This is a genomic window from Firmicutes bacterium HGW-Firmicutes-1 (genome assembly GCA_002841625.1).
In the GTDB taxonomy this organism is placed as follows: domain Bacteria; phylum Bacillota; class Clostridia; order Lachnospirales; family Vallitaleaceae; genus HGW-1.
The window spans coordinates 247929-273987 of record PHAG01000002.1 but is presented as its reverse complement, the minus strand read 5'-3'; the positions used below and the strand labels follow the sequence as shown (position 1 = coordinate 273987).

The 26059-nt window shown below is 32.4% G+C and carries 29 protein-coding genes; 2 read left to right on the top strand and 27 right to left on the bottom strand.

Annotation, left to right across the window (positions count from 1 at the left end; all coding sequences use genetic code 11):
- From CVU84_03450 to CVU84_03365, 18 genes are all read right to left on the bottom strand, one after another.
- On the bottom strand, window positions 1-597 hold the full coding sequence (locus CVU84_03450) for an Mg2+ and Co2+ transporter CorB (GenBank protein ID PKM95869.1): 597 nt from the start codon (window positions 595-597) through the stop codon (window positions 1-3).
- Window positions 598-1305: 708 nt separating this feature from the next.
- Window positions 1306-2193, bottom strand: a complete 888-nt coding sequence (locus tag CVU84_03445) for a farnesyl-diphosphate synthase (GenBank protein PKM96119.1) — start codon at window positions 2191-2193, stop codon at window positions 1306-1308.
- Between the two features lie 8 nt (window positions 2194-2201).
- On the bottom strand, window positions 2202-2399 hold the full coding sequence (xseB, locus tag CVU84_03440; protein ID PKM95868.1) for an exodeoxyribonuclease VII small subunit: 198 nt from the start codon (window positions 2397-2399) through the stop codon (window positions 2202-2204).
- Window positions 2386-3612 (bottom strand): exodeoxyribonuclease VII large subunit, encoded by a 1227-nt coding sequence (locus tag CVU84_03435; GenBank protein PKM95867.1) that lies wholly within the window; start codon window positions 3610-3612, stop codon window positions 2386-2388. The genes xseB and CVU84_03435 overlap by 14 nt, the downstream gene beginning before the upstream one ends.
- A 12-nt stretch (window positions 3613-3624) precedes the next feature.
- Window positions 3625-4023: a transcription antitermination factor NusB gene (gene nusB, locus CVU84_03430; protein ID PKM95866.1), complete on the bottom strand. Its 399-nt coding sequence runs from the start codon at window positions 4021-4023 to the stop codon at window positions 3625-3627.
- A 118-nt stretch (window positions 4024-4141) separates the two neighbouring features.
- Window positions 4142-4513, bottom strand: coding sequence for an Asp23/Gls24 family envelope stress response protein (locus CVU84_03425; protein ID PKM95865.1), 372 nt, complete (start codon window positions 4511-4513; stop codon window positions 4142-4144).
- A 111-nt stretch (window positions 4514-4624) separates the two neighbouring features.
- Window positions 4625-5305, bottom strand: a complete 681-nt coding sequence (locus tag CVU84_03420; protein ID PKM95864.1) for a stage III sporulation protein AH — start codon at window positions 5303-5305, stop codon at window positions 4625-4627.
- A 12-nt stretch (window positions 5306-5317) separates the two neighbouring features.
- Window positions 5318-5896 carry a hypothetical protein gene (locus tag CVU84_03415; protein ID PKM95863.1) on the bottom strand — a complete coding sequence of 193 codons (579 nt, stop codon included), beginning with the start codon at window positions 5894-5896 and terminating at the stop codon, window positions 5318-5320.
- 64 nt (window positions 5897-5960) lie between these two features.
- Window positions 5961-6551 carry a stage III sporulation protein AF gene (gene spoIIIAF / locus CVU84_03410; protein PKM95862.1) on the bottom strand — a complete coding sequence of 197 codons (591 nt, stop codon included), beginning with the start codon at window positions 6549-6551 and terminating at the stop codon, window positions 5961-5963.
- Between the two features lie 4 nt (window positions 6552-6555).
- Window positions 6556-7758 (bottom strand): hypothetical protein, encoded by a 1203-nt coding sequence (locus CVU84_03405; protein ID PKM95861.1) that lies wholly within the window; start codon window positions 7756-7758, stop codon window positions 6556-6558.
- Between the two features lie 48 nt (window positions 7759-7806).
- Window positions 7807-8193, bottom strand: coding sequence for a stage III sporulation protein AD (spoIIIAD, locus tag CVU84_03400; GenBank protein ID PKM95860.1), 387 nt, complete (start codon window positions 8191-8193; stop codon window positions 7807-7809).
- Window positions 8194-8198: 5 nt separating this feature from the next.
- Window positions 8199-8393 carry a stage III sporulation protein AC gene (gene spoIIIAC / locus CVU84_03395; GenBank protein ID PKM95859.1) on the bottom strand — a complete coding sequence of 65 codons (195 nt, stop codon included), beginning with the start codon at window positions 8391-8393 and terminating at the stop codon, window positions 8199-8201.
- A gap of 32 nt (window positions 8394-8425) precedes the next feature.
- Entirely contained in the window at window positions 8426-8941 is a 516-nt protein-coding gene (locus CVU84_03390) for a hypothetical protein (protein ID PKM95858.1), read from the bottom strand.
- 1 nt (window position 8942) lies between these two features.
- The gene (spoIIIAA, locus tag CVU84_03385) at window positions 8943-9914 is read right to left on the bottom strand and encodes a stage III sporulation protein AA (GenBank protein PKM95857.1); all 972 of its coding nucleotides are present in this window, start codon (window positions 9912-9914) and stop codon (window positions 8943-8945) included.
- Between the two features lie 200 nt (window positions 9915-10114).
- Window positions 10115-10327 carry a spore protein gene (locus CVU84_03380; GenBank protein PKM95856.1) on the bottom strand — a complete coding sequence of 71 codons (213 nt, stop codon included), beginning with the start codon at window positions 10325-10327 and terminating at the stop codon, window positions 10115-10117.
- 129 nt (window positions 10328-10456) lie between these two features.
- Complete coding sequence (locus CVU84_03375; protein ID PKM95855.1) at window positions 10457-12514, bottom strand: DNA helicase RecG; 2058 nt, start codon at window positions 12512-12514, stop codon at window positions 10457-10459.
- Between the two features lie 137 nt (window positions 12515-12651).
- On the bottom strand, window positions 12652-14307 hold the full coding sequence (locus CVU84_03370; GenBank protein ID PKM95854.1) for a dihydroxyacetone kinase: 1656 nt from the start codon (window positions 14305-14307) through the stop codon (window positions 12652-12654).
- A gap of 35 nt (window positions 14308-14342) precedes the next feature.
- Window positions 14343-14699, bottom strand: a complete 357-nt coding sequence (locus CVU84_03365) for an Asp23/Gls24 family envelope stress response protein (GenBank protein ID PKM95853.1) — start codon at window positions 14697-14699, stop codon at window positions 14343-14345.
- Window positions 14700-14976: 277 nt separating this feature from the next.
- Between CVU84_03365 and rpmB the strand changes: the two genes are divergently transcribed.
- Window positions 14977-15165: a 50S ribosomal protein L28 gene (gene rpmB / locus CVU84_03360; GenBank protein ID PKM95852.1), complete on the top strand. Its 189-nt coding sequence runs from the start codon at window positions 14977-14979 to the stop codon at window positions 15163-15165.
- Window positions 15166-15662: 497 nt separating this feature from the next.
- Here the strand turns inward: rpmB and CVU84_03355 are convergent, their stop codons facing one another.
- Window positions 15663-16241, bottom strand: a complete 579-nt coding sequence (locus CVU84_03355) for a thymidine kinase (protein ID PKM95851.1) — start codon at window positions 16239-16241, stop codon at window positions 15663-15665.
- 341 nt (window positions 16242-16582) lie between these two features.
- Here CVU84_03355 and CVU84_03350 point away from each other — a divergent pair, with 341 nt between their 5' ends.
- Window positions 16583-17662: a hypothetical protein gene (locus CVU84_03350; GenBank protein PKM95850.1), complete on the top strand. Its 1080-nt coding sequence runs from the start codon at window positions 16583-16585 to the stop codon at window positions 17660-17662.
- On the opposite strand, the gene CVU84_03345 is transcribed toward CVU84_03350, so the two are convergent.
- From CVU84_03345 to CVU84_03310, 8 genes are all read right to left on the bottom strand, one after another.
- Entirely contained in the window at window positions 17657-18439 is a 783-nt protein-coding gene (locus CVU84_03345; protein ID PKM95849.1) for a chemotaxis protein CheR, read from the bottom strand. The genes CVU84_03350 and CVU84_03345 overlap by 6 nt on opposite strands.
- A gap of 50 nt (window positions 18440-18489) precedes the next feature.
- The gene (locus tag CVU84_03340) at window positions 18490-19734 is read right to left on the bottom strand and encodes a 30S ribosomal protein S1 (GenBank protein PKM95848.1); all 1245 of its coding nucleotides are present in this window, start codon (window positions 19732-19734) and stop codon (window positions 18490-18492) included.
- On the bottom strand, window positions 19712-20560 hold the full coding sequence (ispH, locus tag CVU84_03335; GenBank protein PKM95847.1) for a 4-hydroxy-3-methylbut-2-enyl diphosphate reductase: 849 nt from the start codon (window positions 20558-20560) through the stop codon (window positions 19712-19714). Before ispH ends, CVU84_03340 begins: the two co-directional genes overlap by 23 nt.
- Before the next feature lie 3 nt (window positions 20561-20563).
- On the bottom strand, window positions 20564-21232 hold the full coding sequence (locus CVU84_03330; GenBank protein ID PKM95846.1) for a cytidylate kinase: 669 nt from the start codon (window positions 21230-21232) through the stop codon (window positions 20564-20566).
- A gap of 43 nt (window positions 21233-21275) precedes the next feature.
- On the bottom strand, window positions 21276-21635 hold the full coding sequence (aroH, locus tag CVU84_03325; protein ID PKM95845.1) for a chorismate mutase: 360 nt from the start codon (window positions 21633-21635) through the stop codon (window positions 21276-21278).
- 259 nt (window positions 21636-21894) lie between these two features.
- On the bottom strand, window positions 21895-23127 hold the full coding sequence (locus CVU84_03320) for an aminoacetone oxidase family FAD-binding enzyme (protein ID PKM95844.1): 1233 nt from the start codon (window positions 23125-23127) through the stop codon (window positions 21895-21897).
- 12 nt (window positions 23128-23139) lie between these two features.
- Window positions 23140-24054: an N-acetylmannosamine kinase gene (locus tag CVU84_03315; protein ID PKM95843.1), complete on the bottom strand. Its 915-nt coding sequence runs from the start codon at window positions 24052-24054 to the stop codon at window positions 23140-23142.
- A 558-nt stretch (window positions 24055-24612) separates the two neighbouring features.
- Window positions 24613-26025 (bottom strand): oxaloacetate decarboxylase, encoded by a 1413-nt coding sequence (locus tag CVU84_03310; protein ID PKM95842.1) that lies wholly within the window; start codon window positions 26023-26025, stop codon window positions 24613-24615.
- Window positions 26026-26059 lie beyond the last annotated feature (34 nt).

Here is a 26059-nt window from a genome sequence, read left to right as displayed (position 1 = left end):
TCATTTCTTCTGTCCTTTAAAGCTAAAAAAGCTTATAATATAGCCCATTTTAAAAACAACATAATTTGCATGTCTAAGTGCAATTTCCTTCCCTATTGCTTTACCACCAACTGTTATAGCTGCTATGATGGCAGTTAATATAAGGCTAGCAAGGGTAGATTGTACAGATATGTTTTGATTTATTTTAATCAATATTGCTGCTGATGCAGAACCTGAAATAATTCCTGAAATATCGCCAATAACATCATTGAAGAAGTTAGCCACTGGACCAGCATTTCTAAGTATTGTAATACTTTCTTTTGCACCTCTAAGTCTATGTGAAGCCATTGCGTGAAAAGGTGTTTCTTCTGCAGCAGTAACTGCTATTCCTAATAAGTCAAAAAAGACACCAGTAAATACAATGAGCAAGAGAACAATGATTGCAAGATATAACGAAACCCTCTCGGTTATTACCAAGGAAAAATATCCCAAAATAATTGATATAAAAAAAGTGATGATTGTTACCACCATTATCCAAGAATAATTGACCGATCTATGCGTATATAAGCTTCTAAATTTTACTTTTGTTTTTTTTTCCTTCGACTCCAAATTATACACAAGTCAAAATTAAACTTGTCAATTTCAACTTAATCTCCTTTTTAATTAACAAACCAAAGACAATAATATATAGTAAATTTTGCGACATATAGTCTAGCAGGTTTTCCCGAATTTGTGCTTCTTTGTCGCCAAAGGAGTAGTTTCCTATGAAACAAATTCCTACTGTGTTGCCAACAGTAGAGCTAGATCACCTTGAATAATCACACTGTAATCCTATATATATCTCTTTCGAACAGTCTAGAGGTTTTCCCTAACAATCCACCATAATTCCTAGCCTCTTTTGCGAATAAAATTTCAAGCAAAAACTTCACATTATCTTTGGCCAAAGGTAATGGAGGTTTAACTTGCTCTCCCATTTATGATCACGCAAGGCAGGCTACTCTGTCCACAGCTTTCGCCGCATGACAGGTTCAATCCAACGTCGTAGGCATGCACATAGTGCAACTTCCCACATTCGTTGGTCTCCACGACAAAAGGGTCAACGCCCGCATGCCATTGCGGATCGCCCTAAAGTCTTAACTCCCAGCATAAGCCCGCGACTGGGCGTCGCCAGCCAACACAAGGAACTTCATCGGTATGCCCTTTAACGGATTTTTAGCCCCGTCTTCAAAATTAAGTGGAAGGACTAGAATACTGCATCTTTAGTCTGAATGTTTATTATAGCATATTTCTATTTAAATATAAATACCACATTATTCATCCTAACATTTAATGATTCCTTGTTTTTAAATATTCTATAAATGCTAGAAGAAATTCGCATTTATCTGAATCAAAGCTTTGAAGGTATGTTACAGCCTCTTCTAATTGTTCAAATACAATTTGAGTAGACTTCTCCATACCTTTCAGAGTAACATAAGTTACTTTGCTGTTTTTTTCATCACTATTAATTGGTTTTCCAAGTTCAAATTCTGAACCCGTAACATCTAGTATGTCATCTTGAATTTGAAAGGCTAATCCTATATTTTTACCAATACTTCTAAATACTTCTACTTCCCTTTCCGTTGCGTTTGCTAGTAATGCCCCAACAACAAAAGAGGCTTCAATCATAGCAGAGGTTTTATGGGTGTGAATATAGTTAAGAAGTTCAATATCTATTGGCTTATTTTCATTTAATACATCTGCAACTTGTCCACCAATCATTCCATTGGCACCAGCTGCCTTTCCGATTTCATTCATAGCCCTAATTACGTTCATTTTAGGATTTATTAGAGCTTCCTCTATCGCTATTTCAAATGCACGATTAAGAAGTGCATCTCCAGCTAATATAGCGATATTCTCACCAAACTTAACATGACAAGTAGGCATACCTCTTCGCAATTCATCATTATCAAGTGCAGGTAAGTCATCATGAATTAACGAATACGTATGTATCATTTCAATTGCCGCCATGAAGGGATTTATAATTTTACCTTCACCATTCAATATGGTAAATGCTTCCAACATGAAAATAGGTCGCATTCTTTTACCACCAGCTAATAAGCTATATGCCATTGCTTCAACTAATAGTTCGTTATTTTCTACTTGCTTTGGCAAATATATTTTTAATAAATTTATAATATAATCTATACGTTTGTTAAGTTCTAATTTAAATTCCATCATTTTGATTACACCTTGTCTTGATCTTTTATTACAATGAGTTCTTTCTCAATCGTATCAATTTTTATATTACACTTTTCTAAAATTGAAACGCCTTCTTTGTATAGAATAATTGATTCCTCAAGGGATACTCCACCCTTCTCAATTTTTTCTACGATACCTTCAATGTCTTTAATGTTTTCTTCAAGTGTTTTATTCTTCACCATAGTTTCCCTCACCTTTCTCAATATTAGTTATTCCAGCCTTAATTTGACCATCAAATAATTGAATCACGAGCGTTTCTTGTCCATTTAAATGATCTATTGATTTAATATGTTTTCCGTTCTCATCAGTTATATACGCAAACCCGTCTTTAAGTTTTTCTATAGGTGAAACCCGCTTTAAGCTTTCGCTTAAAAGCGCTAGTTGATTCTTCAAGTCTTTGATATTGGTGAAGATTGCATTTTCAAGCCTATCTTGTAAATCATTCAGATTTTGCATGATTTGTTCAACACTATGTCTCGGGTTATATCTTTCGAATCTAGCCTTATAAACTTCAATTAAACTTCTTTTTTGATCAATTCTATATTCAATAAGCTGCGTTAATTTTTCTTTATAGTAATTTAAGGAAGACTGTATCTCATCAATGGAAGGTATCGCAAGTTCTGCAGCTGCTGACGGGGTTGGCGCTCTCATATCTGCTACAAAATCGGATATAGTAAAATCCGTCTCATGTCCTACTGCTGAAATAATAGGTGTTTTTGCTTCAAAGATTGCTTTTGCTACGCACTCTTCATTAAAAGGCCATAAATCTTCAATTGACCCTCCACCTCTTCCAATAATAATAATATCTATGTCGGGTACTGCATCTAAAAAACGAATACCTTCAACAATATTATCCTTTGCTTCTGCACCTTGGACTAGGGAAGGATAAAGTACTAATTGAATGAATGGGTTTCTTCTTTTTGAAATGTGAACGATATCCTGAATAGCAGCACCCGTATCTGATGTAACGATTCCTACTTTTCGAGGATAGTATGGGAGTGCTTTTTTATATTCTTCCGAAAACCATCCTAATTCATCTAGTCTTTCCTTTAAGGCTTCAAATTTCATATATAGCAAACCAACACCGTCTTCTAAAAATTCTTTTACATATAATTGGTATTGACCACTTTTTTCATATACCGAAACTGCGCCATGGGCAATGATTTTCATCCCATCCTTTAAATCCTTTAACGAATTTAGCCTATATCCTTTAAAAAGCACACAAGCAATAGATGAATTCGCATCTTTCAATGTAAAATAAACATGGCCAGAGCTATGTTGTTTACAGTTTGACACTTCACCTTGAATCCAGACGCTCTTGACAATATAATCCATTTCAAAAAGCTTTTTAATATATGCATTCACTTGTGCAACTGATAATATATTTTGATTCATTGGTATACCTCTTTAATTAACGATATTTGCAAGCACACCATTCACAAATGATGGCGAACTCTCTCCACCAAACTTTTTAGCTATTTCTATCGCTTCATTTATTGCTACCGAATTTGGTACTTCGTCATCATAATACACTTCATAGACAGCTAGTCTTATAATTGCAACTTCTACCTTGGCAATTCTCTCCGTTGTCCAATCCTTCGTTTTTTCATTAATGCGCAAATCAATCTCATCAATCAAGCCAACAATCTTAAGTGCCTTTTCTCTTATATAATCAATAGACTCTGCATTGTCTGGTTCAATATCCTCTAAATAATATTCCATATGTTGAGCAAAATCTTCTTTTATGTCAAATTCATAAGAAAATATGATTTTAAAAACATGCTCCCTTTGCAATCTTCTGTTCACAAGAGTATCCTCCTAACTTTCATTTAACTTTTATTATAGTATAGTTCTACACATTTTAATACCCTTAAATAAAAATATTTAAGGGTATTAAATAAGTAACTTATATGAATCGTGTTATTTATTTGTTTTCAACATCTACGCCAGCAACACGTACATTAACTTCCTCTACTGTGAGTCCTGTCATTGTTTCAACAGCATTTTTTACTTTTTCCTGCACATTCTTGCATGCTTCTGGAATACTTGCTCCAAAATCAACAATCACAGATAGTTCTAAGGAAATGGAGTCTTCACCAACATTTACGATGACACCCTTAGATAAATTCTTCTTGCCTAATAGCTCAAAAACATCTCCCTTTAAGCTACCTACCATCCCAGCTATACCATCAACTTCTGTGGCAGCTAAACCAGCAATAATTGCAACTACTTCATTGGCAATCTGAACTTCTCCAATATCTTCTTTTTCATGTATTTTAACTGTTTCTCTATCCATTAGTAACCTCCTATATATAAAATGCATATAATAATGTATTATAACATATGAGCCATTATGTCACAAGTCAAAGCTTCTAATTTTGCATTTACACAAGGATACGAGTGCCACTTACTTATTTATTTTAAGAGGTGTAATCACTACCAGTTCAGCTGCTACACCTGTTTTTCTAGCTACTACATCAGTAATTTGTGCCAACTCATTTTCAGTTAGTTTTTCTGCATTTACAACAACATCTACACCTTTTTCATCCATTCTAACAAAAACTTCTTCAAAACCCTTTGCTTCTAAAATAGATTCTGCTGCTGCTTCTTTTTCTATTCGATCCTGTAAATCCACCATTTTTGCAGCTGCATCAATTTTTTGTTCTTCGCCTAATTTTTCATTGTTAATCACACCAAGTAATATTTCCATACTGTAGGCTCTTGTTTGTTCTCTATCAATTTTTTCTTCAAGAAAATAGCGGCTATCCACAGAATTACTACTCACAAATACTGCTTCCCCTACTGTTTCTTTTTGTGCTTCGTCAACGATTGCAGTTTCCTCACTGGTTACATTTTCTCCAGTCGTTGCAGTTTCTTCCATTATTTCTTCAATAACATTTGCATTTGTTAACTCATCCTCATTAGGTACTAATACACCTGCATCCTGAGTAACATCTGAACCTTTGTTATTGAACACATATTTTTCTTCTTTGATACTAGCCTTATCAGTAAAGTTCAAGTATCCAGCTATGGCAATCATAATCGCTAAAGCTGTAATTATAATTTGATTTTTTTTAAAGGTATTCATATTTTTTCCCCCTTAATTTGGAACCCTTTTCATTACTTCTATTTTATGCGCTGGTAAATCTAATAATACTTTTGCAGCATTAATTAAATTATTTTTTACAATCAGATCATCACCACCTTCTGCAATAATAAGAATCCCATTTACTTCTGGCAACAATTCCTTGATGATAATTGGTTCTTCGCTACCATCACCTTTTTTTATCATAACTGTAATTTGTTGTTGATCATTTTCCTCGCTTTCTCTACTTCCACCTTCTTTATCCTTTTCTGTAGTTTTCGAAGAACTGTTAGGTGAATCTTTATTAAGAACCACTTCCCCCTTTGTTTTCATCGTAAGTAGTACATCTACACTTCCAACACCATCTATTTTCTCAAATTCAATTTCCAGTTTTTTTTCTATTGCATCACTATAATGAATGGTGTCTTCCTCTTGCAAAACAGCGGTATTTAATTGTTTATTAGGTTGTTGTTCTTCTGAAGTGTTTTGTTTGTAAAAAATAACAAAAGCAAATCCTATACAAAATATGATAAATAACAAATTGATAATTCTCTTTTGTTTATTGTTTTGAATACTAGGTAATTTAAAGTTCATTTTTATCCTCCTGCTAAACTATTTAGATATTTTAAAATACCGCTTTTATGATACATAAGACCCCTCATTGGCTTATACTAATATTCATATTATCAGGAGCGATATTATAGAAGCCACGTAATGCAATTTTAATATTTTTTTCTATAATAATATCTTCTGCTGTAACATCATGTGCCGTATGATGATTGCCTATTTCAATTTTGTCAATCGTCACACCTTTATTAGCGGTTTCTTTTCTTACATTTAGGTTCATTGCAACTATTTCACCAAAATGATCCCCTTCATCTTCATTAACTTCTATTTCAATACGGCTTACTTCTACACCTTCATCATGAACAAGTTTTCTAATATGCTCTTCAACTTGTTTCTTATATAAATTGATTGCTAACTGGTCATTGATTTGGTTATATGTTTTTGATTGACTATTATAATCTTTATGCGCTAACATATTTTCCATATTCATGATATTACTTAATACCTTCTGATCCAGATTGCGTAATGATAAGATTGGTTCCATTACAACGACAATTAATAAAACCCCAGTAAACAACTTAATATATTTACTCATGTTACCATTTGGTAGTAATTGAGAGATTAACTTCACTAATAGAATATAATAAACAATATTTTTTGCCCAATCTGATAAAAATTCCATAATATCACCTTATATACAACATTATATTTGTTAGAAAAAGTGTCATTGCAATTGCAATAATGAATAATAAAACAACAATCAAAACTGTACCAAGTAATAAAAAGCATACATCACCCACATTAGACAAACATGATACAAGTTTAGATTCTGATATTGGTTCAATTAATGCTGCTGATAATTTATATATGAAAGCAATAACACCGATTTTAATCACTGGAATAACAGCAACAAATACAATAGCAATGATTGCTCCAATTCCAAAAGCATTTTTAATCAGGCTCCCACAGCCGAGAACTATATCTGACATACCTGAAATAGTAGTACCAATGATTGGTACGATACCAATGGTTTGTTTAGCTGTTCTGGAAATCATACCATCAACGACAGGAAGCCCAAATGACTGAAGACCAAACATAGCTACAAATATCCATAAAATAATCTTAATTGCCCACTCGTAACCTTTTTTAAATATATCAATAATCTTACTTAAACTATCTTCATCCGTAAGCGTATTCAATACAACAAATATAATAATTATGTATAAAAATGGAAGCATAAATGTTTTTATTAAATTATCAATAATTCCTATTAGCATAATCATGGTTTCACTAAACATTACCGATGATGTTGCAGCTCCTGATAGTACGGTTACTGTTAAGAGACTTGGTACAAGCGCTTCTATAAAAATCAAAAGGTTGTCTATTAGCCCATTAGCTACACTATTTAATAGATGATAGGACTGTATAACCGAAGCTATGACTAATAAAAAAACAATTAAAAACCCCATTTCTGATACTTGCTTATTTTCAAAGGATTGCGTAAATGACTTAAAAAAAGCAGCTATAATACTAATAATAATAATTCGAATAAGAATTCCTATGTTCGCTTTCATATCTTCGAAAAATGCCTCAAATATCATGCTCCCAATGGTTTCTCCTTCTAACTCATACTGTCCACTTAGAATATTCGTAACAAGTTTTTCGAAATCAAATTCATAACTATTTTGTACTGTTTGATCAATTGCCTGTTGAATGTTGCTATAATCAACCAATTCATTTTGACTATTTTTAATGTTTTCCAATTCTTCTTCGATGTTGATGGCTTCATCCTCATCTTTTATTTCTACTCCACGACTTGTAGTCATCAATAACAATAAAATGATACTACAAGTAATAAGAGCCTTTAACGCTTTTCTCCAATTGTTCATATCGGATGCCCTCTTATCATTTGATTATCGTTATCTTTTTGGGATATTTTACATAATTGATTCTATTAAGCTAATAATTCCCAACACGATTGGTGCTGAAATAACTAAAATAATAATCTTGCCTGCAATTTCAATATTATTCGCTATTGATTTTTGTCCTGAATCCTTGCATAATTGGGAACCAAACTCTGTAACAAAAGCTATACCAAGTATTTGAAGTAGTATTTTCATATAGACATCATCGATGTTCATTAGAGCATTGATTTTGTTAAACAATGCAATGATGGAATCAAATTTATCAATAAATATGAAGAAAATAATGACCGACGCAACAATGCTAATATATACTTTGAATTCTTTTTGTTTGTCAAGAATTGCAATAAAAATTGTAGCACACAATCCAATAATCACTATCTGTACTATTTCCATATGCATCCATCCTAAAGTTGAAATAATTGTTGTACTTCTACAAACAAATCACTTATGTAATGTATAACCCAAAACAAAACAACAACTAATCCTGCTAAAGTAGTTAACATAGCTTGTTCTTCTCTTCCAGCCCTATCTAATACTTGATTTAATACAGAAATCAATATACCTACTGCTGCAATTTTAAAAATAATTGAAATATCCATTGAATCATCTCCTACGTATTTTATCGCTAGGGCTAAATGAAAATTACTATAATAAAAATACCTGATAGAATTCCTAGCGTCTTGAATAATTTATTGTTTTTTTCTTCATCCTTTTTTGCGGTATCAATTTCTTGTTCGAGATATTTAATGTGTAACTCAAGGTTATTCATTTGACTTTCCTTATCTAATAGACCTAAGTTTTTAATAAATCCAATAATCGTTTTTCTATCCTTTTCATTTAAACAGTTATCAATTAGTAATTTCTTTATTTCCGCTTCATTCAAATTACTCATAGTCTTATTGTTATTTGTTTTCAACAGTGTTCCAATTTCATTGAAAAATCTACTCATTACACCATCAAGTCTTTTCCCAATCGTTTCGAAGGCTTCTGGTAATGGAGTTAACGCATAATTTATTTCATTTTTTAATAAAACAATACCTTTTTTCCAATCGCATAATTGCTCTACCCTTTTTTTATATATGTAACTATAGGTGATACCTATCCCTGAGCAAGAAATAAATACCATCATCATCCCCAGAATTCTCATATTAACTCTCCTTTAACACCCTCTTATCTACAAGCATACTGATCATTTTATGATCTTCATCATATATTTTTTTAACATCACCAATATTATTTTGATTTTCCAAAAAAATATATCGCTTAAAAAGTTTTCTTTCTATTAATTCCTGTAACTTGGGTTTGTCCTTAATATCTTTTATAGAATTTCCATGTACTGTACATATTATTTTACATCCAGCATTTAAGGCATATTCAATTGCATCAATGTCATCTTTATTGCCAATTTCATCTAAGGCAATTACTTGTGGTGCCATTGCTCTAATTAACATCAGCAATCCCTCACCTTTGTTGCAACTATCTAATACATCTGTTCTCTTACCAATATCATTTTGCGGTATTCCTCTATAACAACCCCCAATTTCTGATCTCTCATCTACTAAACCCACATTAACACCACAAAAGTTCATAAAGCCATCAGAAACTTGTCTTACGATATCTCTAAGCAGGGTTGTCTTACCGCATTTCGGTGGAGAAATGATTAGCGTATGATGTATCAAACCGTCATTCACAATATAAGGCAAAATATGATCCGCACAACCCTTCATTTCATGTGATACTCTAATATTGATACAAGATACATTTCGAATGGTTTTGACCTTACCATTCTCTAAAACCACCTTACCTGCAAGTCCAATTCTATGACCGCCTTCTATTGTTATATAACCATTCCTTATATCCTCTTCATAAGCATATAGTGAATGTTTGCTAATATATTCTAATACCTCCTTTATGTCATCATTTGTTGCATATAAGCAATTTTCATCTGTTGTGCGTAGTTTTAGGTCATTACCAACAAAAAACTCCTTATTGCCCCAGTAAATCAAAATAGGCTTGTCTACTCTTAATCGAATTTCTTGTAGTTCAGTACTTACATTAATATCCTCTAATACTCTCTTAAGTCTTTCAGATAAAATATTTTCTATTCTATTGCACTTCATCCTTGTCCACCTTCCTAGGACATATATATGTTTCCTCATAAAAGTATATGCAAGTTTTTATGAATCCATGAATTTTACAAATAATAAATTAATAAAGCAAAATCGCTACAATAAAAAAAGAACTATCTCTCCATAGATTATTCTTCTACTTTGAGACAGCTCTTTTTAATTATAAATTTTCATATCATTTATTTTTCACATTATCTAAGTGTATTACCATTTGCCATGTTTTGTTCTGCTGATTCAATTAACTTCTTAACCATATATCCACCAACAGATCCATTTTGTGCAGAAGTTAAGTCGCCATTATAACCTTGTTTTAATGGTACTCCAATTTCACTTGCTACCTCATATTTGAATCTATCTAATGCTTCTCTTGCTTGTGGTACAACATTTCTATTTCTACTTGCCATAATACTATTCCTCCTTTTAATTATAATCTTTTTGTTTTATTGTAAGCGAATAGGTTACGATAATATTATATGCAAAAGGAATTGTTATACGCTAGAAATTGTTGTCATATGATCTTCAAATAAATTCTTTTATAGCGAAATTTGCCCTATACTTTGACTTAACGATGCATTAATCAAGTCACCTAAACATTTATACTTCTCACTTGTTAAATGTTTGTCTTCCTCATTTATTTTTTTTGCCAAAATATGGGTTTCTTTTAATACATCCATATTTTCAAATATACTACCGATTTTAAATTCAGGTAACCCGTGTTGCTTAATTCCAAATGCATCTCCTGGTCCTCTAAGCTTTAAATCATATTCAGAAATGATAAAACCATCTGTATACTTTTCTAGTACCTTCATTCTTTTCTTTGTTATATCAGCTTTTGAATCAGTAATTAGTATACAATGTGACTGATGAACACCTCTTCCAACTCTACCACGAAGCTGATGAAGCCCAGCTAAACCAAATCTTTCTGCATTTTCAATTACCATAATCGTTGCATTGGGTACATTAACTCCAACTTCAATAACTGTTGTAGATACCAAAACATCTATATCACCTTCTGAAAAACTTTCCATAATCGAATTTTTTTCTTTTGGTTTCATTTTTCCATATAAAAATGCTATTCTTATTGAAGATGGTAGTGCGATCTTCAACTTGTCTGTATATTGAATAACTGATTCTAAATCAATCTCTTCATTTTCTTCAACTGCAGGGCAAACAATATAGCATTGTCTTCCTATTTCAATTTCTTTTTCTATAAAAGAATAAATCCTTTCTCGGTAACTACTTTGCACACTATAGGTTTTTATAATTTGTCTACCTGGCGGAAGCTCATCAATAATAGAAACATCCAAATCCCCATAAACAATTAAGGCTAAGGTTCTAGGTATTGGTGTTGCACTCATGACTAAAACATGTGGATGATGACCTTTTCCTGCTAACTTTTCTCTTTGCTTTACTCCAAATCGATGTTGTTCATCTGTAATAACCAACGACAAATTATGAAACTTAATCGGATCTTGAATAATTGCATGGGTTCCAATGATAATTTGAATAGTACCATCTTCTATTTCTGCCGATATTTCTTGTTTTTGTTTTTTAGTCATTGAACCAACAAGTAAACCAACCTTAATACCTAACGGCTCAAGTAGGCCTAATAAGGATTTATAATGCTGTTTAGCCAATACCTCAGTAGGCGCCATCATCGTCCCCTGATAACCATTTTCTACTGCAAATAATAAAGCCAAAACTGCAACAATTGTTTTTCCGGAACCAACATCGCCCTGTACCAAACGATTCATTGTTCGCTCACCTTGTAAATCATTTTTTATTTCTTTCCAAACTTTGATTTGCGCCGTAGTCAATTCAAATGGAATTAGCGTTAAAAAATGACTTACCAAGTTTACTTGCTTAAAATCAAATTGGTTCTCCATGACAAAACACTCGTTTTTTATCATCAAAAGTCCTAACTGAAAATATAGAAATTCATCAAATATCAATCTTTTTTTTGCCATTTCAAGAGCATGTTCATCTTCAGGATTATGAATTTGAGAAAGTGCATAATTATATTCACAAAGCATATATTGTTCTTTTATTTCACTTGGGAGAAAATCTTTCAATTGTCCCTTTGTGTAGTTTAACCCTTCATTGATAAAATCAGTCAAGCTCCTTAGAGAAAGTTCCTTTATTAAAGGATAGATTGGAAACAACTGCTGAGAGCTTTGAAGAATCAATTCATCTTTTCTAATAACCTTTGGTGATTCCATTTGTATTTGACCATATTTTAATGTGACCTTACCTTTTAATACTACTTTTTCATAAAGGTTAAACTTGTTTTTCATATAAGGTTGTTTAAACCATGTAACATAAATTTGTCCTGTTTCATCTTTCACTTTCATCTTTGTAATGATCAGGTTTTTCTTCCTGATATTTTGAGGCATCTCACAAACTTCACCTTCAACAAGATTAACTTCATTGAAGTTCATTTCTGAGATTTTTTTCAAATCTATCTTTTGTTCATAATCTCTTGGATAATAACGAATTAGATCTTCAATTGTATAAATATTTATTTTTTCTAAAGCTTTCGCTGTTTTTTCACCTATACCCTTTATATTGGTAATAGGGCTTGAAATATTCAAAGCTCTCACCTCCTTTTTTATCTAACCTTTTTAGAATTTATCTCTTTACAACGCATAATATCCCTTTGATTCGATCAAACACTTTGATCTATTCTTATAAAGAAGGCTGTGTAATGTTTTACACAGCCCCCCATTATCTATTCTATAGATAAAAGATAATAATACAGTGGTTGACCACCATAATGTACTTCTACTTCACAATCTTCATAATTCTCTTCAATATATGTAGCCAAGTTATTAGCTTTTTCTTCTTCAATTTCTTGTCCATAATATATGGTTACAAGTCCACTGTCTTCATTAATGAGCTGATGGATTAAAGCCTTTGCACATTGTTCAATATCCTTTTCAACAACAAGTATTTCATCGTTTCCAATGCCCAAAATATCTCCTTGTTGAATCGTTTGATCATTGATACTTGTATCTCTAACAGCGTAGGTAAGTTGACCCGTTGAGACGTCACTTAAATGCTCTGTCATGACTTTCTCGTTTTCATCAGGAGAAATTCCTTGGGTATAATTAATCATTGCTGTTATTCCTTGTGGTATTGATTTAGACGGAATGACATGAATTATTTTGTTTTCTACTAGATCTTTTGCTTGCATAGCTGCTAAAATGATGTTTTTATTGTTTGGTAAAATAAACACATGCGCTGCATTAACCTTTTCAATTGCATTCAGTATATCTTCTGTGCTTGGATTCATTGTCTGTCCACCTTCAACAATATAATCTGCACCAAGACTAGAAAAAATTTTGCTTAAACCTGAACCAATTGATACTGCTACAAAGCCGGTTTCTTTTTTTTCTGTCTGCTTAGGTATTTGTTCTACTTCTGATTTTTCAAAAATAATGTTTGAGTGTTGTTCTCTCATATTATCGATTTTAATGTTCATCAATTCCCCAAGTGTTAAACCTTGTTGTAAGGCTTTTCCTGGATCATTTGTGTGCACATGTATTTTTATGATATCTTCATCTGCAACCGCAACTATAGAGTCACCTATGGTTTCTAAATAATCACGAATATCTAATGCTTCCTGTTCACTATCATTCACCTTACTTGGATGAACATTTATAATAAACTCAGTACAATAACCAAATTCAATATCAGCTGATACATGTTGTCTAATTAAATTCACTTCATTTTCAACTGTTTCTTCAATTTCAAAGGTCAGTTCCCCATTGTTTTGAAGTGCCAAGTATGCGCCATACAGTACATAGATTAAGCCTTGTCCTCCAGCGTCTACTACACCTGCTTCTTTTAATACTGGAAGCATGTCAGGTGTTTTTGCTAAAACAGCTTCTGCATGATTTAATGTCTCTTTTAACACGAATAAAATATCATCTGTATCTTCTGACATTTGAGATGCTTTATCCGCTATCGCTCTAGCAACAGTTAAAATCGTACCTTCCTTTGGCTTCATTACTGCTTTATACGCTGTATCTGTACCTTTTTGAAAAGCATTTGCAATAATCATTGTATCTAATTGCTCATATTCACCAATCTCTTTTGCAAATCCTCTAAATAATTGTGATAAAATAACACCTGAATTACCTCTGGCGCCTCTTAATGAACCACTTGAAATCGCCTTAGCAACTTGTGCCATACTATTTTCATCAACGCTTTGTACTTCTTTTGCTGCTGCTAGGATGGTTAGTGTCATATTCGTTCCAGTATCTCCATCGGGAACAGGAAAAACATTGAGCTCATCAACATATTTCTTTTTGGATTCTAAATATTTTGCCCCAGCAATAAACATATTTTTAAGCATTTTTGAGTCTATACTTTCTAATGCCACTGGTCTGCCTCCTTAATATATACTATAGTACCAAGCTATTCATCTACTCGTACACCCTCAACATATATATTTATTTTTCCCACTTTCATCCCAGAAAATTTCTCAACTTTATATTGAACAGTGCAAATTAAAGTATCAGTAACAGCAGTGATGTTCACACCGTATTCCACAATAATATGCAAATCAATATTAATAATATTTTCTTCAAATGTAACTGCTATGCCTTTTGTTAGGCTTTCTCTCTTTAATAGTTTAGCTATGCCACTGGTAACATTAATCATAGCCATTCCAACAATACCATAACATTCCATTGCAGATAGGCCTGCAACCTTGGCTATTACTTCCTTTTCTATAAGGATGTCTCCAATTTCATTACTTATTCTACCTACCATGTATAAGCCTCCTATTTTTAATGCATTTATAATATCCTTAAAGACTCTATCTATGGACTTTACCCTATAACAAGATTATTAATTCAGCTATTATTATATCATTCTTTCCTCAATATTCAAAACACTTTTTACTTTTTTTAGAAATCTTAAAATTTGTACTTGCTTTATTGGCGGTTTTTTGTTAGAATTGTTTTGTTGCGGAGAATTATAAAATATTGTATTGTATGGTAATAACCACATACAATCTTCAAATATTGTATCCTAAGGAGGTGCCATTTTGGCTAAGTGTTCAGTTTGTGATAAGGGAGTTCACTTTGGTATTCAAGTCAGCCATGCTCATAATAGATCTAACAAGCTATGGAAACCGAATATTAGAAATGTAAAAGCTGTTGTTAACGGACAGTCAAAGAAAATCAAAGTTTGTGCTAGCTGCTTACGTGCAGGAAAAGTTCAACGTGCACAATAAAACAACAAATCCCCTATAATTAGGGGATTTTCTTGTCCAGTAGGAAAGTTCTACTTTCCACGAAGCATAGAACATAGCATAAATTATTATGTGACGCGCTGACAAGCGCTTTGTTCTTTATTAAGAACGTTGTGCATACGCAATTGGAAAAACTTGTTTTAATAGTAACACCGCTTCACCAAATATAATCCAATCGCAAATGTAACCAATGCTAATATTATCCCTAAACTACCTTTAGGCAAAATGGTAATAATAACCATACCTACAGCTAAAGAACAAAGAGCTATACCCAATAATTTATTTTTAAAAAACATAACCTCAGTCCTAGAAAATAGTTCTTATTCTATTATATGTATAACAAGTTTTAAAATAGGCTGAAATTGACTGGATCAACAGTCTTTTTTCTTTTTCAAAATATAAAGCGCTGCGAGTCATTTATAAATTAATATATATGTAACTAACAACGCAAATAGTGTGCTATCTTCGTAAAAACCTTTCTAGTTTAATGGTGGTTTTATATAACATTCATAACAAACCGGAACATACTTCTCTAATCCCCCAATATCGATAGGATTCCCTTCATATTGCGGTTGATTGTCTACTAGTTTCAAATTATGAGTTGCCTTATTCTTACAATACCAACAAATTGTCTTAATCTCCTCTAGCTTATCGGCAAGTTCAAATAATCGTTTACTTGCTTCAAATAATTCCAAAGTATAACTTACACGTAATCCATAACATATTACAGGTGTATTAAAAACACTTACAATTTCTCGCAGTTGATTAATGTGCTCAATTGAAAACATTTGACTCTCATCAACTAATACGCAATCTATTCTTTCCTTCTTTTTCAAATGATCATTAAAAACATCTAAAATATTAGTATGTGTATCGATAGCCTCAGCTGCAAGTTTAAATCCTGCACGCGTAGTTATGAACCCCTCGCTTCTTGTATCTATTTTGGGGATTAATAAAAGCACTTTCTTACCTTGTGTCTCGTAATTATGTGCTGTTGCAATTAAATTAAGAGACTTAGCTGAAAAAACAGTACCATATTTAAAAAATAGTTTTGCCATAATTATCTCCTTTTAAGAGTCTTATATATTCTATTACTATACCATAACCTTTCAATACTGTTAATACATTATAAGAAAATCGGCTGCGCTGATTTATATATTCATTACATATCTGCCGCTTTTCCAATTGCCCATGTAAACCGTTTATAAGAAACAGAAAATCGGTTGCGCTGATTTATATATTCATTACATATCTGCCCAATATCATTTTGCCGTTTTTCTATGCTACTTATACTAAATCTCCTAAATATAACATAGGCTTCCTCTATTAAAATATATATGGTATTATAATTGTTAAATAGTAGACTGAATTTCAAACTAACTTTAAGGAGGATCAATATATGCAAATAATCGAAAAAAATATCGCTCATGATTTATTATTACTAGAAAAAATCACCAACGATCCTTCAAAATTTCTTTTGTTAGATATTGAAACAACTGGCTTTTCTTCAACTAAAAATCAAATTTATCTGATTGGATTCATTAGCGTAGAAGCTCATCAATTAAAGCTTACTCAATGGTTATGCGAAAAGGAAGCAGATGAGTTTGAATTGTTATATAGATTTTCAAAAATGCTTACTGCAGAATATACTATTATCAATTATAATGGTTCATCCTTTGATATACCTTTTATTAAAAAAAGACTTGAAATGTATAAAATATCCTCTCAAATAAATGAAGTTAAGCAAATTGATTTATATCATGAACTGAAACCTCTTCATACATACTTAAACCTCGAAAATCTAAAGCTTAAAACAGTAGAAAAAGCCTTTGGCTTTCATAGACGTGATATAAATACTGGTGGAACACTTATCAATATCTATTTCGATTATATAAAGAATCAAATGCCTCATTTACAAGAACTCATATTGCTACATAATGAAGAGGATTTATTGGGCTTGTACTATATTATCAATGCATATGATCAAATCTTGTTTTTTAGAAATGCTACAACTAAAACATTTTCTACGGATGCACTATTTATTGATATTCAAGAAGGAATACTCAAATTGAGTATTCCTTATCATTCAAACTTTAAGACAACCATTCGCTTAAATCCTTACACCATAGAAATCGCTCAAGAAGAGATATGTATATTCATACCTATTCATCTTGATACATTGTATTTCTATTTTCCAGATTATCAAAGTTATTACTACCTACCTCTTGAGGACATGGCTGTTCATCGCTCAATTGGTCAATTCGTTGATAAAGAACATCGGAAAAAAGCTACTAAACTTAATTGCTACATAAAAAAAAGAGGTACATTCATACCCCTTATAAAAAGCTCAACTACAACATTAACTACATATAAATACAATCTTAAGGATTCACTCCATTATGTAGAGTTAACCGAAGATCTATTAAAAGACAATCACTACTTTAGTCAATTATTTTCGCAAATACTCTCAAGCTTATAAATCACTTACCTTTTTATAGAAAAATGATCTAATAGCTTCAAAACCATATTTTTGAGGCTGTATAATTTGTTCTGTACTACCAACAAATAATATGCCCTCTTTCTTCAATGCTTGATTGAATTTAATATAAATTTCATCCTTTGCCTCTTCAGTAAAATAAATTAAGACATTTCTACATACAATTAAATCTAAGTTTCTAGGATAAGCATCCTTTAGCATATTATGCTGTTTAAAATTAATTGTTTTCTTAATTTCGTCGGAAACCTTAAAGGACTTACCAACTTCTTGAAAATATTTGCTTTTAAAATCTTTTGGAACACCAATTACGCTTTTATCATTATATAAGCCCATTTGAGCCTTAGCTAATATTTGTCTATCAATGTCAGTCGCTAAAATATTAATTTTATTTAATGGTAAAAACTTACTTAGTACCATTGCTAAAGAATAGGGTTCATCTCCCGTAGAGCAAGCTGCACTCCATATATTTACATCCTTAGAAAACCTCTCAAATAAATATGGAAAAACTTCTTTCTCAAGAACATCCCATTGCGACGTATTTCTAAAAAATTCCGAAACGTTTATGGTTAAATAATTAATAAATTCTTCATATTTTTCCTTGTCATCTTTAAGTGCTACGGCATAAGTTTCATAACTATTATAGCCATTCTTTGCTATTAAAGAATCAATTCTACGCTTCATTTGTCTTTCCTTATAAGCGTTTAAATCAATACTTGAAAGTTTAAAAACTTCAGTCTTAAACCACTCATAATCCTTCATCAATGAAATCCTCCAAAAATTAGTCGAATATAAGCACTTTTTTGCCCAATTTATGCTTGATCATTTGAGTCGTTTAACGTCTCATCTTCGCTTGCTTGAGGTTCTTCTTGTTCTACTACTTGTGGCTCTTCTTGATCTACTACTTGTGGCTCTTCTTGGTCTACCACTTGTGTTTCTACTGGAGTTACGATTTCTTGAACTTCTGTTTCTTGAACTTCAGTTTCCACTTCTTTATCTGATTCTAAAGCTTTAATTGATAAGCTGATTTTCTTGCCATCTAAATCTAATTCAGTAACCTTCGCAGTAACTGTTTGTCCGATTTTAAGAATATCCTTTGGCTTTTCAATATGCTTTACAGAAATTTGTGATACATGTAATAAAGCATCTACTCCAACCTCAAGCTCAATAAATGCGCCAAATTCGGTCATCCTAGCTACTCTACCTTCAACAACATTGCCTACAGCATATTTTTGTTCTGCATTGTTCCATGGATTGTCTTCTGGAAATTTCATCGTTAAGGAAACTTTTTTCTTTTCCATGTTAATAGAAATAACCTTAACCTTAACAATATCTCCAACCTTTACAACATCCTTAGGAGACTTAACTCTACCCCATGATAATTCGGAGATATGAACTAGTCCATCTACTCCCTTGAGGTTAACAAATACACCATAATCAGTAATATTTTTAACTTCTCCATTTAAAACTGCACCTTCTGCAAGAGTTTTAAAGGTTTCCGCTTGTAAAATATTCTTTTCATGTTCTAAAAGAATACGTCTATTACCAATAATTCTATTTTTCTTTTGATTCACTTCAGTAATAACAAAAGTAATCTCTTGATTTTTGTACGCTTGTAAATCTGTGACATATGAATCTGAAACTAATGAAGCAGGAATAAAAACTCTAACTTCATCAATGATAACAATCAATCCACCTTCAAGAACAAGTGAAACTTTACCGGTTACTTCTTCTTTAGATTTACAAAGCTTCTCAACTTTCTTAAGTCCTTCTTCGGTTTGTAATCTCTTATACGTTAATAATACTTGTCCTTCACCATCGTTTACTTTCAGAACCTTCGCTCTAATCTTATCTCCTTCTTTCACACTGTCTCTTAAGCTAACAGAAGGAAAATTAGAAAATTCACTCTTAGGTATAATGCCGTCTGATTTATAACCAATGTTGACATAGATTTCGTCATCATTAACGCCAATTACTGTGCCTTCAATAACCTCTCCTCTACGAATCGCTATTAAAGACTCCTCCAACATTTGTTCAAAGCTTTGTTCTTCTGACATTTAAAATGACCTCCTCAATTATGTTCTTTGGAGTTGACGCTCCTGCCGTTATTCCTATAATATCATTATCGTCAAAAACATTCAACACCAAATCTTCTGCTGTCTCAATGTAATAAGTATCCTTACATTGGGTTTTACATATATGATAGAGTTTTTGAGTATTTGAACTGTGTTTACCGCCAATAACGATCATTTTGGTAGCTATTTTTGATAATTCAATAGCTTCCATTTGCCTTTCTTCTGTGGCACTACATATTGTCTCGTATATCATAACATGAATTTCACTTTTTTGCAATTTATTCACAATTTCTTTGTATTTTAAAAAATTGAAGGTAGTTTGGGTAACTAAGCAAAAAGTATCTTCTTCACCTATTACTATAGCATCAATATCTTGGATATTTTCGATGATATTAACCTTCTGACTACTCCAACCTTTAATACCAATTACTTCTGGGTGTGTAGGACTGCCAATGATAATAACTTTATTACCTTGTTGACTTGATTCCTCAACGATTCTATGAATTCTTTTCACATAGGGACATGTGGCATCAATTATTTTAAAGCCCTTGCTTCTCATGATATCAATGTCATTCTTTCCAGCACCATGGCTTCGAATAATGATCGTTCCGAGCGGCATATTATCTAATTCAACTAAATCGTCAATAACCTTAACTCCCTTTGACTCAAAATCCTTAACGACCTGCTGATTATGGATAATTGGTCCATATGTATAAATAACTTCCTTACCAATAAATTTATTCACTTTTTGTATGGCTTTGTCTACTCCAAAACAAAAACCAGCTGTTTTAGCAACAATGATCTCCATATATTACTTTTCCTTTTCTTCAAATAGCATTACAATTTTTTCTGTCACTTGGGAAATATTCATAGTTGAAGTATCAAGTTCAATTGCATCATGAGCTTTCCTAAGTGGTGCAAATTCTCTGTTCATATCTCTAGTATCTCTATCGATTATTTCTTCTTTTATTAAGTCAACCTCGGTATCAATACCTCTTTCATGTAATTCCTTACATCTTCTATCTGCTCTTACTGCAACACTCGCATTTAAGTATATTTTTAAACTTGCATTTGGAAGCACGTAGGTGCCAATATCCCTACCGTCCATTACAACATTCGCATTCTCAGCTAATTTTCTTTGTAGGTCTACTAACTTTAATCGAACACTCTTATATACAGAAATTGCAGATGCCATATGAGAAGCCTCACTTGATCGAATAAATACATTAACGTTTCTACCATTCAATATTACTTGCTGTTCATCATCATCATATTCAATTGTAATATCTACATCATCAACAATAGAGCTAATACTGTCTTCACTGAGTGGAATATTATTTTCTAAGCAATATAGTCCAAAAGCTCTGTACATTGCACCTGTATCAACATAAATATAATTTAGTTTTTTGGAAACCATTCTTGCAATGGTGCTTTTCCCAGCTCCAGCTGGTCCATCAATGGCAATGCTAAATGTCTTCATAGTTAAACTCCAATTATTATTATTATAGAAATATCATTTCCATTTACTTATCATTTAAATCAGGTCTTAAGCTTTCAGCACCATTTAAGTATACGTGTTTTACATCTTTTTGGCAACATTCTTTATTTACATTCATCAAGACTCTAATACACATTGCCATACTATTTTCAACGTACATTTCTTGAACGCATAGTAAGCTTGCATGAAGTATTCCAAGGTCTCTAGCAACTGGTGCTGGGTAGGATGCTGTTAAATCTCTTGTTGCTGAAAAAATAATCGATAGGATATCATCAATTTCTATTTCATTATCTACTATAATCTTTTCTAGCATACTTTTTGTTCCACTTAAGATGCTCTCTTTCGTATTTTCATTTATTACTATTGCACCTCTTACTGATATCATTGTGTTTTCTCCTACCTTATTTAATTGATACTCGCGCCGCATTTATAAGCAACGAGCTCGTGACCTCAAATAGTATCGAAGTAACTATAAGCAAAATGCTATCTTTGTGTTATTAGCGTCAATGTTACAAAACCTCCGCATTCGCTACGGTTTCGTAACCGAATGCAAGCTTCGCTTGCACATCGGTGGGGGCCCCCACCCCCACCGATGTTGGAATTAGTTCCCCCACTTAAAAAGTGGGGGAACTAATTCTATTCAGTTAAATTGATATTCCCGCTAAATATCCTGTTGAAAAAGCTATTTGCAGATTAAATCCTCCAGTTAAAGCATCAAGATCTAATACCTCTCCAACAAAATACAAACCATCAACAAGTTTGGATGACATTGTATTCGGATTTATTTCCTTAACATCAATACCACCTCTTGTTATAATGGCTTCATTATATTGTCTTCTACTCTCTATTGTACACTCTAGATTCTTTAATATTTGAACAAGATTTTTTCTCTCTTCTTTTGTAATTTGATCAACTCTTGATCTTTCATCTATACCTGATAATTCGATGATAATAGGAATAAGCTTCTGTGGTAATAAGTCATCTAGGGAATTGCAAAATTGTTTCCTTGAATTTTTATCAAAATCGCGAAGAATTCTTGCATCTAATTGTTCAATAGATAAAGATGGTTTTAAATCGATGATTACTCTAATACCATTTACATTTTCCTTAGGCAAAAAACTACTACCACTCAATATCAATGGTCCAGACAATCCATAATGTGTAAATAGCATTTCACCAAAATCTTCATATAAAAGCTTAGACTGTCCTTTTTGATTACTGATTATTTGAATACTAACGTTCTTAAGGGAAAGTCCTTGTAATTTCTTGATCCAGGGCTCTTTCGTCTCAATGGGTACCAACCCAGGTGTTAGTTGAACAACTTTATGTCCAAGTTTCTTTGCTAAGCGATAGCCATCTCCTGTTGAACCTGTTAATTCATAAGATAAACCACCTGTTGCTATAATCACTTTATTACAATCAAACACTTGATTTTTTGTTATAACCTGAGTTATTCGCCCTTGCTCCAACACTATGTCGATTACTTCGCTTTTAAAATATATTTCAATTCCCAATCTTTCTATTTCATTCTGAAGTACCTTAATCACATCCGATGATTTATCACTTAGTGGAAAAGCCCTATTTCCTCTTTCAACCTTTGTTTTTAATCCAAGCTTTTCAAAAAAATCTAATAATGCCTGGCTATCAAAGCCATAATATGCGCTGTACAGAAATTTTCTATTGGTTAAAGTACTCTGTAGTAGTCCTTCAACATCACTAACATTTGTAATATTGCATCGACCTTTGCCTGTAATAAAAAGCTTCTTGCCGAGTTTATCATTCTTTTCTAATAAAATAACTTGATTGTTATTTCTAGCAGCCATAATGGCAGCCATCATACCTGCTGGGCCGCCACCAATGACGAGGACTTGATTCATAATTTTCTCCTGCTATATTTCTTCTTTTTTTTCTAAATTAAGATTGTAATTAATTTTTAGCTCTTCATCATTATCATATACTTGATATTCAGACCATATTGTTTCTAAATTTTCAAGAGATGCTAAAACAGTATCCTTCTTTTTTATACAAAGTGCTACTATAAGTGCATTTATAACACTTAAGGGAGCTACAAGTGAGTCAACAAAGGATGCCATATCGCTTCTAGCTATTAAGCTACAATCTGAAAATTGTATCATAGGGGATAATGGACTATCCGTAATTACAATTACCTTCGCTTCTCTTGATCTAGCAAATTCCATAGCCTTCAACGTTCTCTTTGAATATCTAGGGAAACTAATACCTATTACAACATCTTCTTTCCCTAATCTATATATTTGCTCAAACATTTCACTTACACTGTTAGTATGTATTAATTTTACGTTATCAAAAACTAGATTAAAATAAAATCCCATAAAACTAGCTAACGATGCGCTACTCCTAACACCTAAGATATAAATAGTTTTCGCATTCAAAATCATATCTATCGCTTGATCAAATACTTCTGGCTCTATTTCTTCAAGAGTATGTTTAATTTTTTCAGCATCGGATTGAAGAACTGATTTTAAAACATGAGTTTTATCGATTCGATCAGAAGTGACTTCCATTCTCTGTATAGATGTTAATTTGTTTTTTACTAACTCTTCTAACGCTCTTTGTAGCTTTGGATATCCATCATAGTCTAACTCATTTGCAAATCTTACTACTGTGGATTCACTAACACCGACTATGGATCCTAACCTAGCAGCAGTTAAGAAGACTGCCTTATCATAATGTTCAATAATGTAATTCGCTAATAACTTCTGGCCTTTGCTGAGTTTTGAATAGTTTTCATTGATTCTCTTAATTAAATCATTTTGTCTGTGCATTGTTCATCCTCACATTCTTGCAATTAATCATTCATTTTGAGATACTATAGTTTTACCAGAAAATGAATGCTACATACACGATTCATTCATATTTTCATCATATACCTTCAATATAGAACTGTAGTTAGACGATTTTATTGGCATTTGAATATTTTTCCTGCAAATTCGCCTACTTATTTTCGATTTTGTATACCATCATTATATATGATAACAATTATAAATACAATCTATTTTGCATGATAAGCATTACAAAATTGCAAAACAATAAAATCGGCTACGCCGCGTTAAAGAACTTTGTTGTTTATACGCCGCGTTAAAGAACTTTGTTGTTTATACGCAGCGTTAAAGAACCTTGTTGTTTATACGCAGCGTTAAAATTCTCGTTACCTTCCTGCCACTTTTCCAATTGCATATGTAGAACTTTCCTAGTAAACAATAAAATCAGCTGTGCTGAGCAAAAATTCCCATTCCCTGTATGCTCCTTTTCCAATTCCTAATACAAAACTTTCGTAGCACGAAAAAAGGACATACCCTTTTGGATATGTCCTCTGGAAACATTTATACTGGATATACTTTGTTTTCCTTATCTGCTAATGAAGGATCAACTTTTGTCATTTGAGCTTCTCTATATTCAAAAAACTCACGTGCAACTTGAGGGAACATTGCGTATGTCAAAACATCTTCATCTTGAATTTGGAATCTCTTCATTTCTGCTTCATTTGCTGCAAGTTCTGGTTTTAACAAATCAGCAGGACGACATGTAATTTGTTCTTCGTCACCGATGATTTTTTTGATAATTTCTTGTGAAATTTGTACTGGAGTTGTTCCATATTCGCCTTTCACCAAAGCTTTTGATTCTTTAGTAACCATTTTATATCGTTCTCCGCCTAAGATATTAAATACTGCTTGAGAACCAACAATTTGGCTTGAAGGTGTAACAAGTGGTGGGAAACCGAAGTCTGCACGCACTTTTGGAATTTCTCTCAACACATCATAATATTTATCCATTTGGTTTTGTTTTTGAAGTTGTGATACTAAGTTAGATAACATACCACCTGGTACTTGGTATAATAATGCCTTAATGTCAACACCCATTACTTTATCATCCATTAAACCAGATGCAATGGATTCATCTCTAAGCGGTCTAAAATGTTCTGCAACTTTTGCAAGGATTTCTTGATCAAGACCAGAATCATATGGTGTTCCTTTGAAGGTCTCAACCATAACTTCAGTAGCTGGTTGTGAAGAACCCATAGAAAATGGAGACATTGCTGTATCAATAATGTCTACACCTGCTTCAACTGCTTTTAAGTAAGTCATTCCTGCAACTCCACTCGTATAATGAGCATGCATAGCAATTGGAATTTTAACTGTTTCTTTAAGTGCAGTGATCAATTCTGTTGCAGCATAAGGAACCAATAATCCCGCCATATCTTTGATACAAATGGAATCAGCACCCATTTCTTCTATTGTCTTTGCAGTTTTTGCATAAAATTCTAACGTATGAACATCACTCAAAGTATAAGAAATAGCAATTTGAGCATGACCACCTTCTTTTCTTGCAGCATCAATTGAAGTTTGAACGTTTCTAAGATCATTTAAAGCATCGAAGATACGAATAATATCAATTCCATTTGCGATTGATTTTTGCACAAAATATTCAACCATATCATCTGCATAATGTCTATACCCTAATAAATTTTGACCTCTTAATAACATTTGTAATTTTGTATTCTTAAACCCTTTTCTTAGGATACGAAGTCTATCCCATGGATCTTCTTTTAAGAAACGAATACATGAATCAAAGGTTGCTCCACCCCAGCATTCTACGGAATGGTATCCAACTTTATCCATTGTTTCCATAATTGGAATCATACTTTCAGTTTTCATTCGAGTAGCAATCAAAGATTGATGTGCATCTCTAAGAATTGTATCGGTAATCAGTACCGGTCTTTTTACGATTTCAGCCATAAACTTAACCTCCTTTATTTTCTAATAATAACGA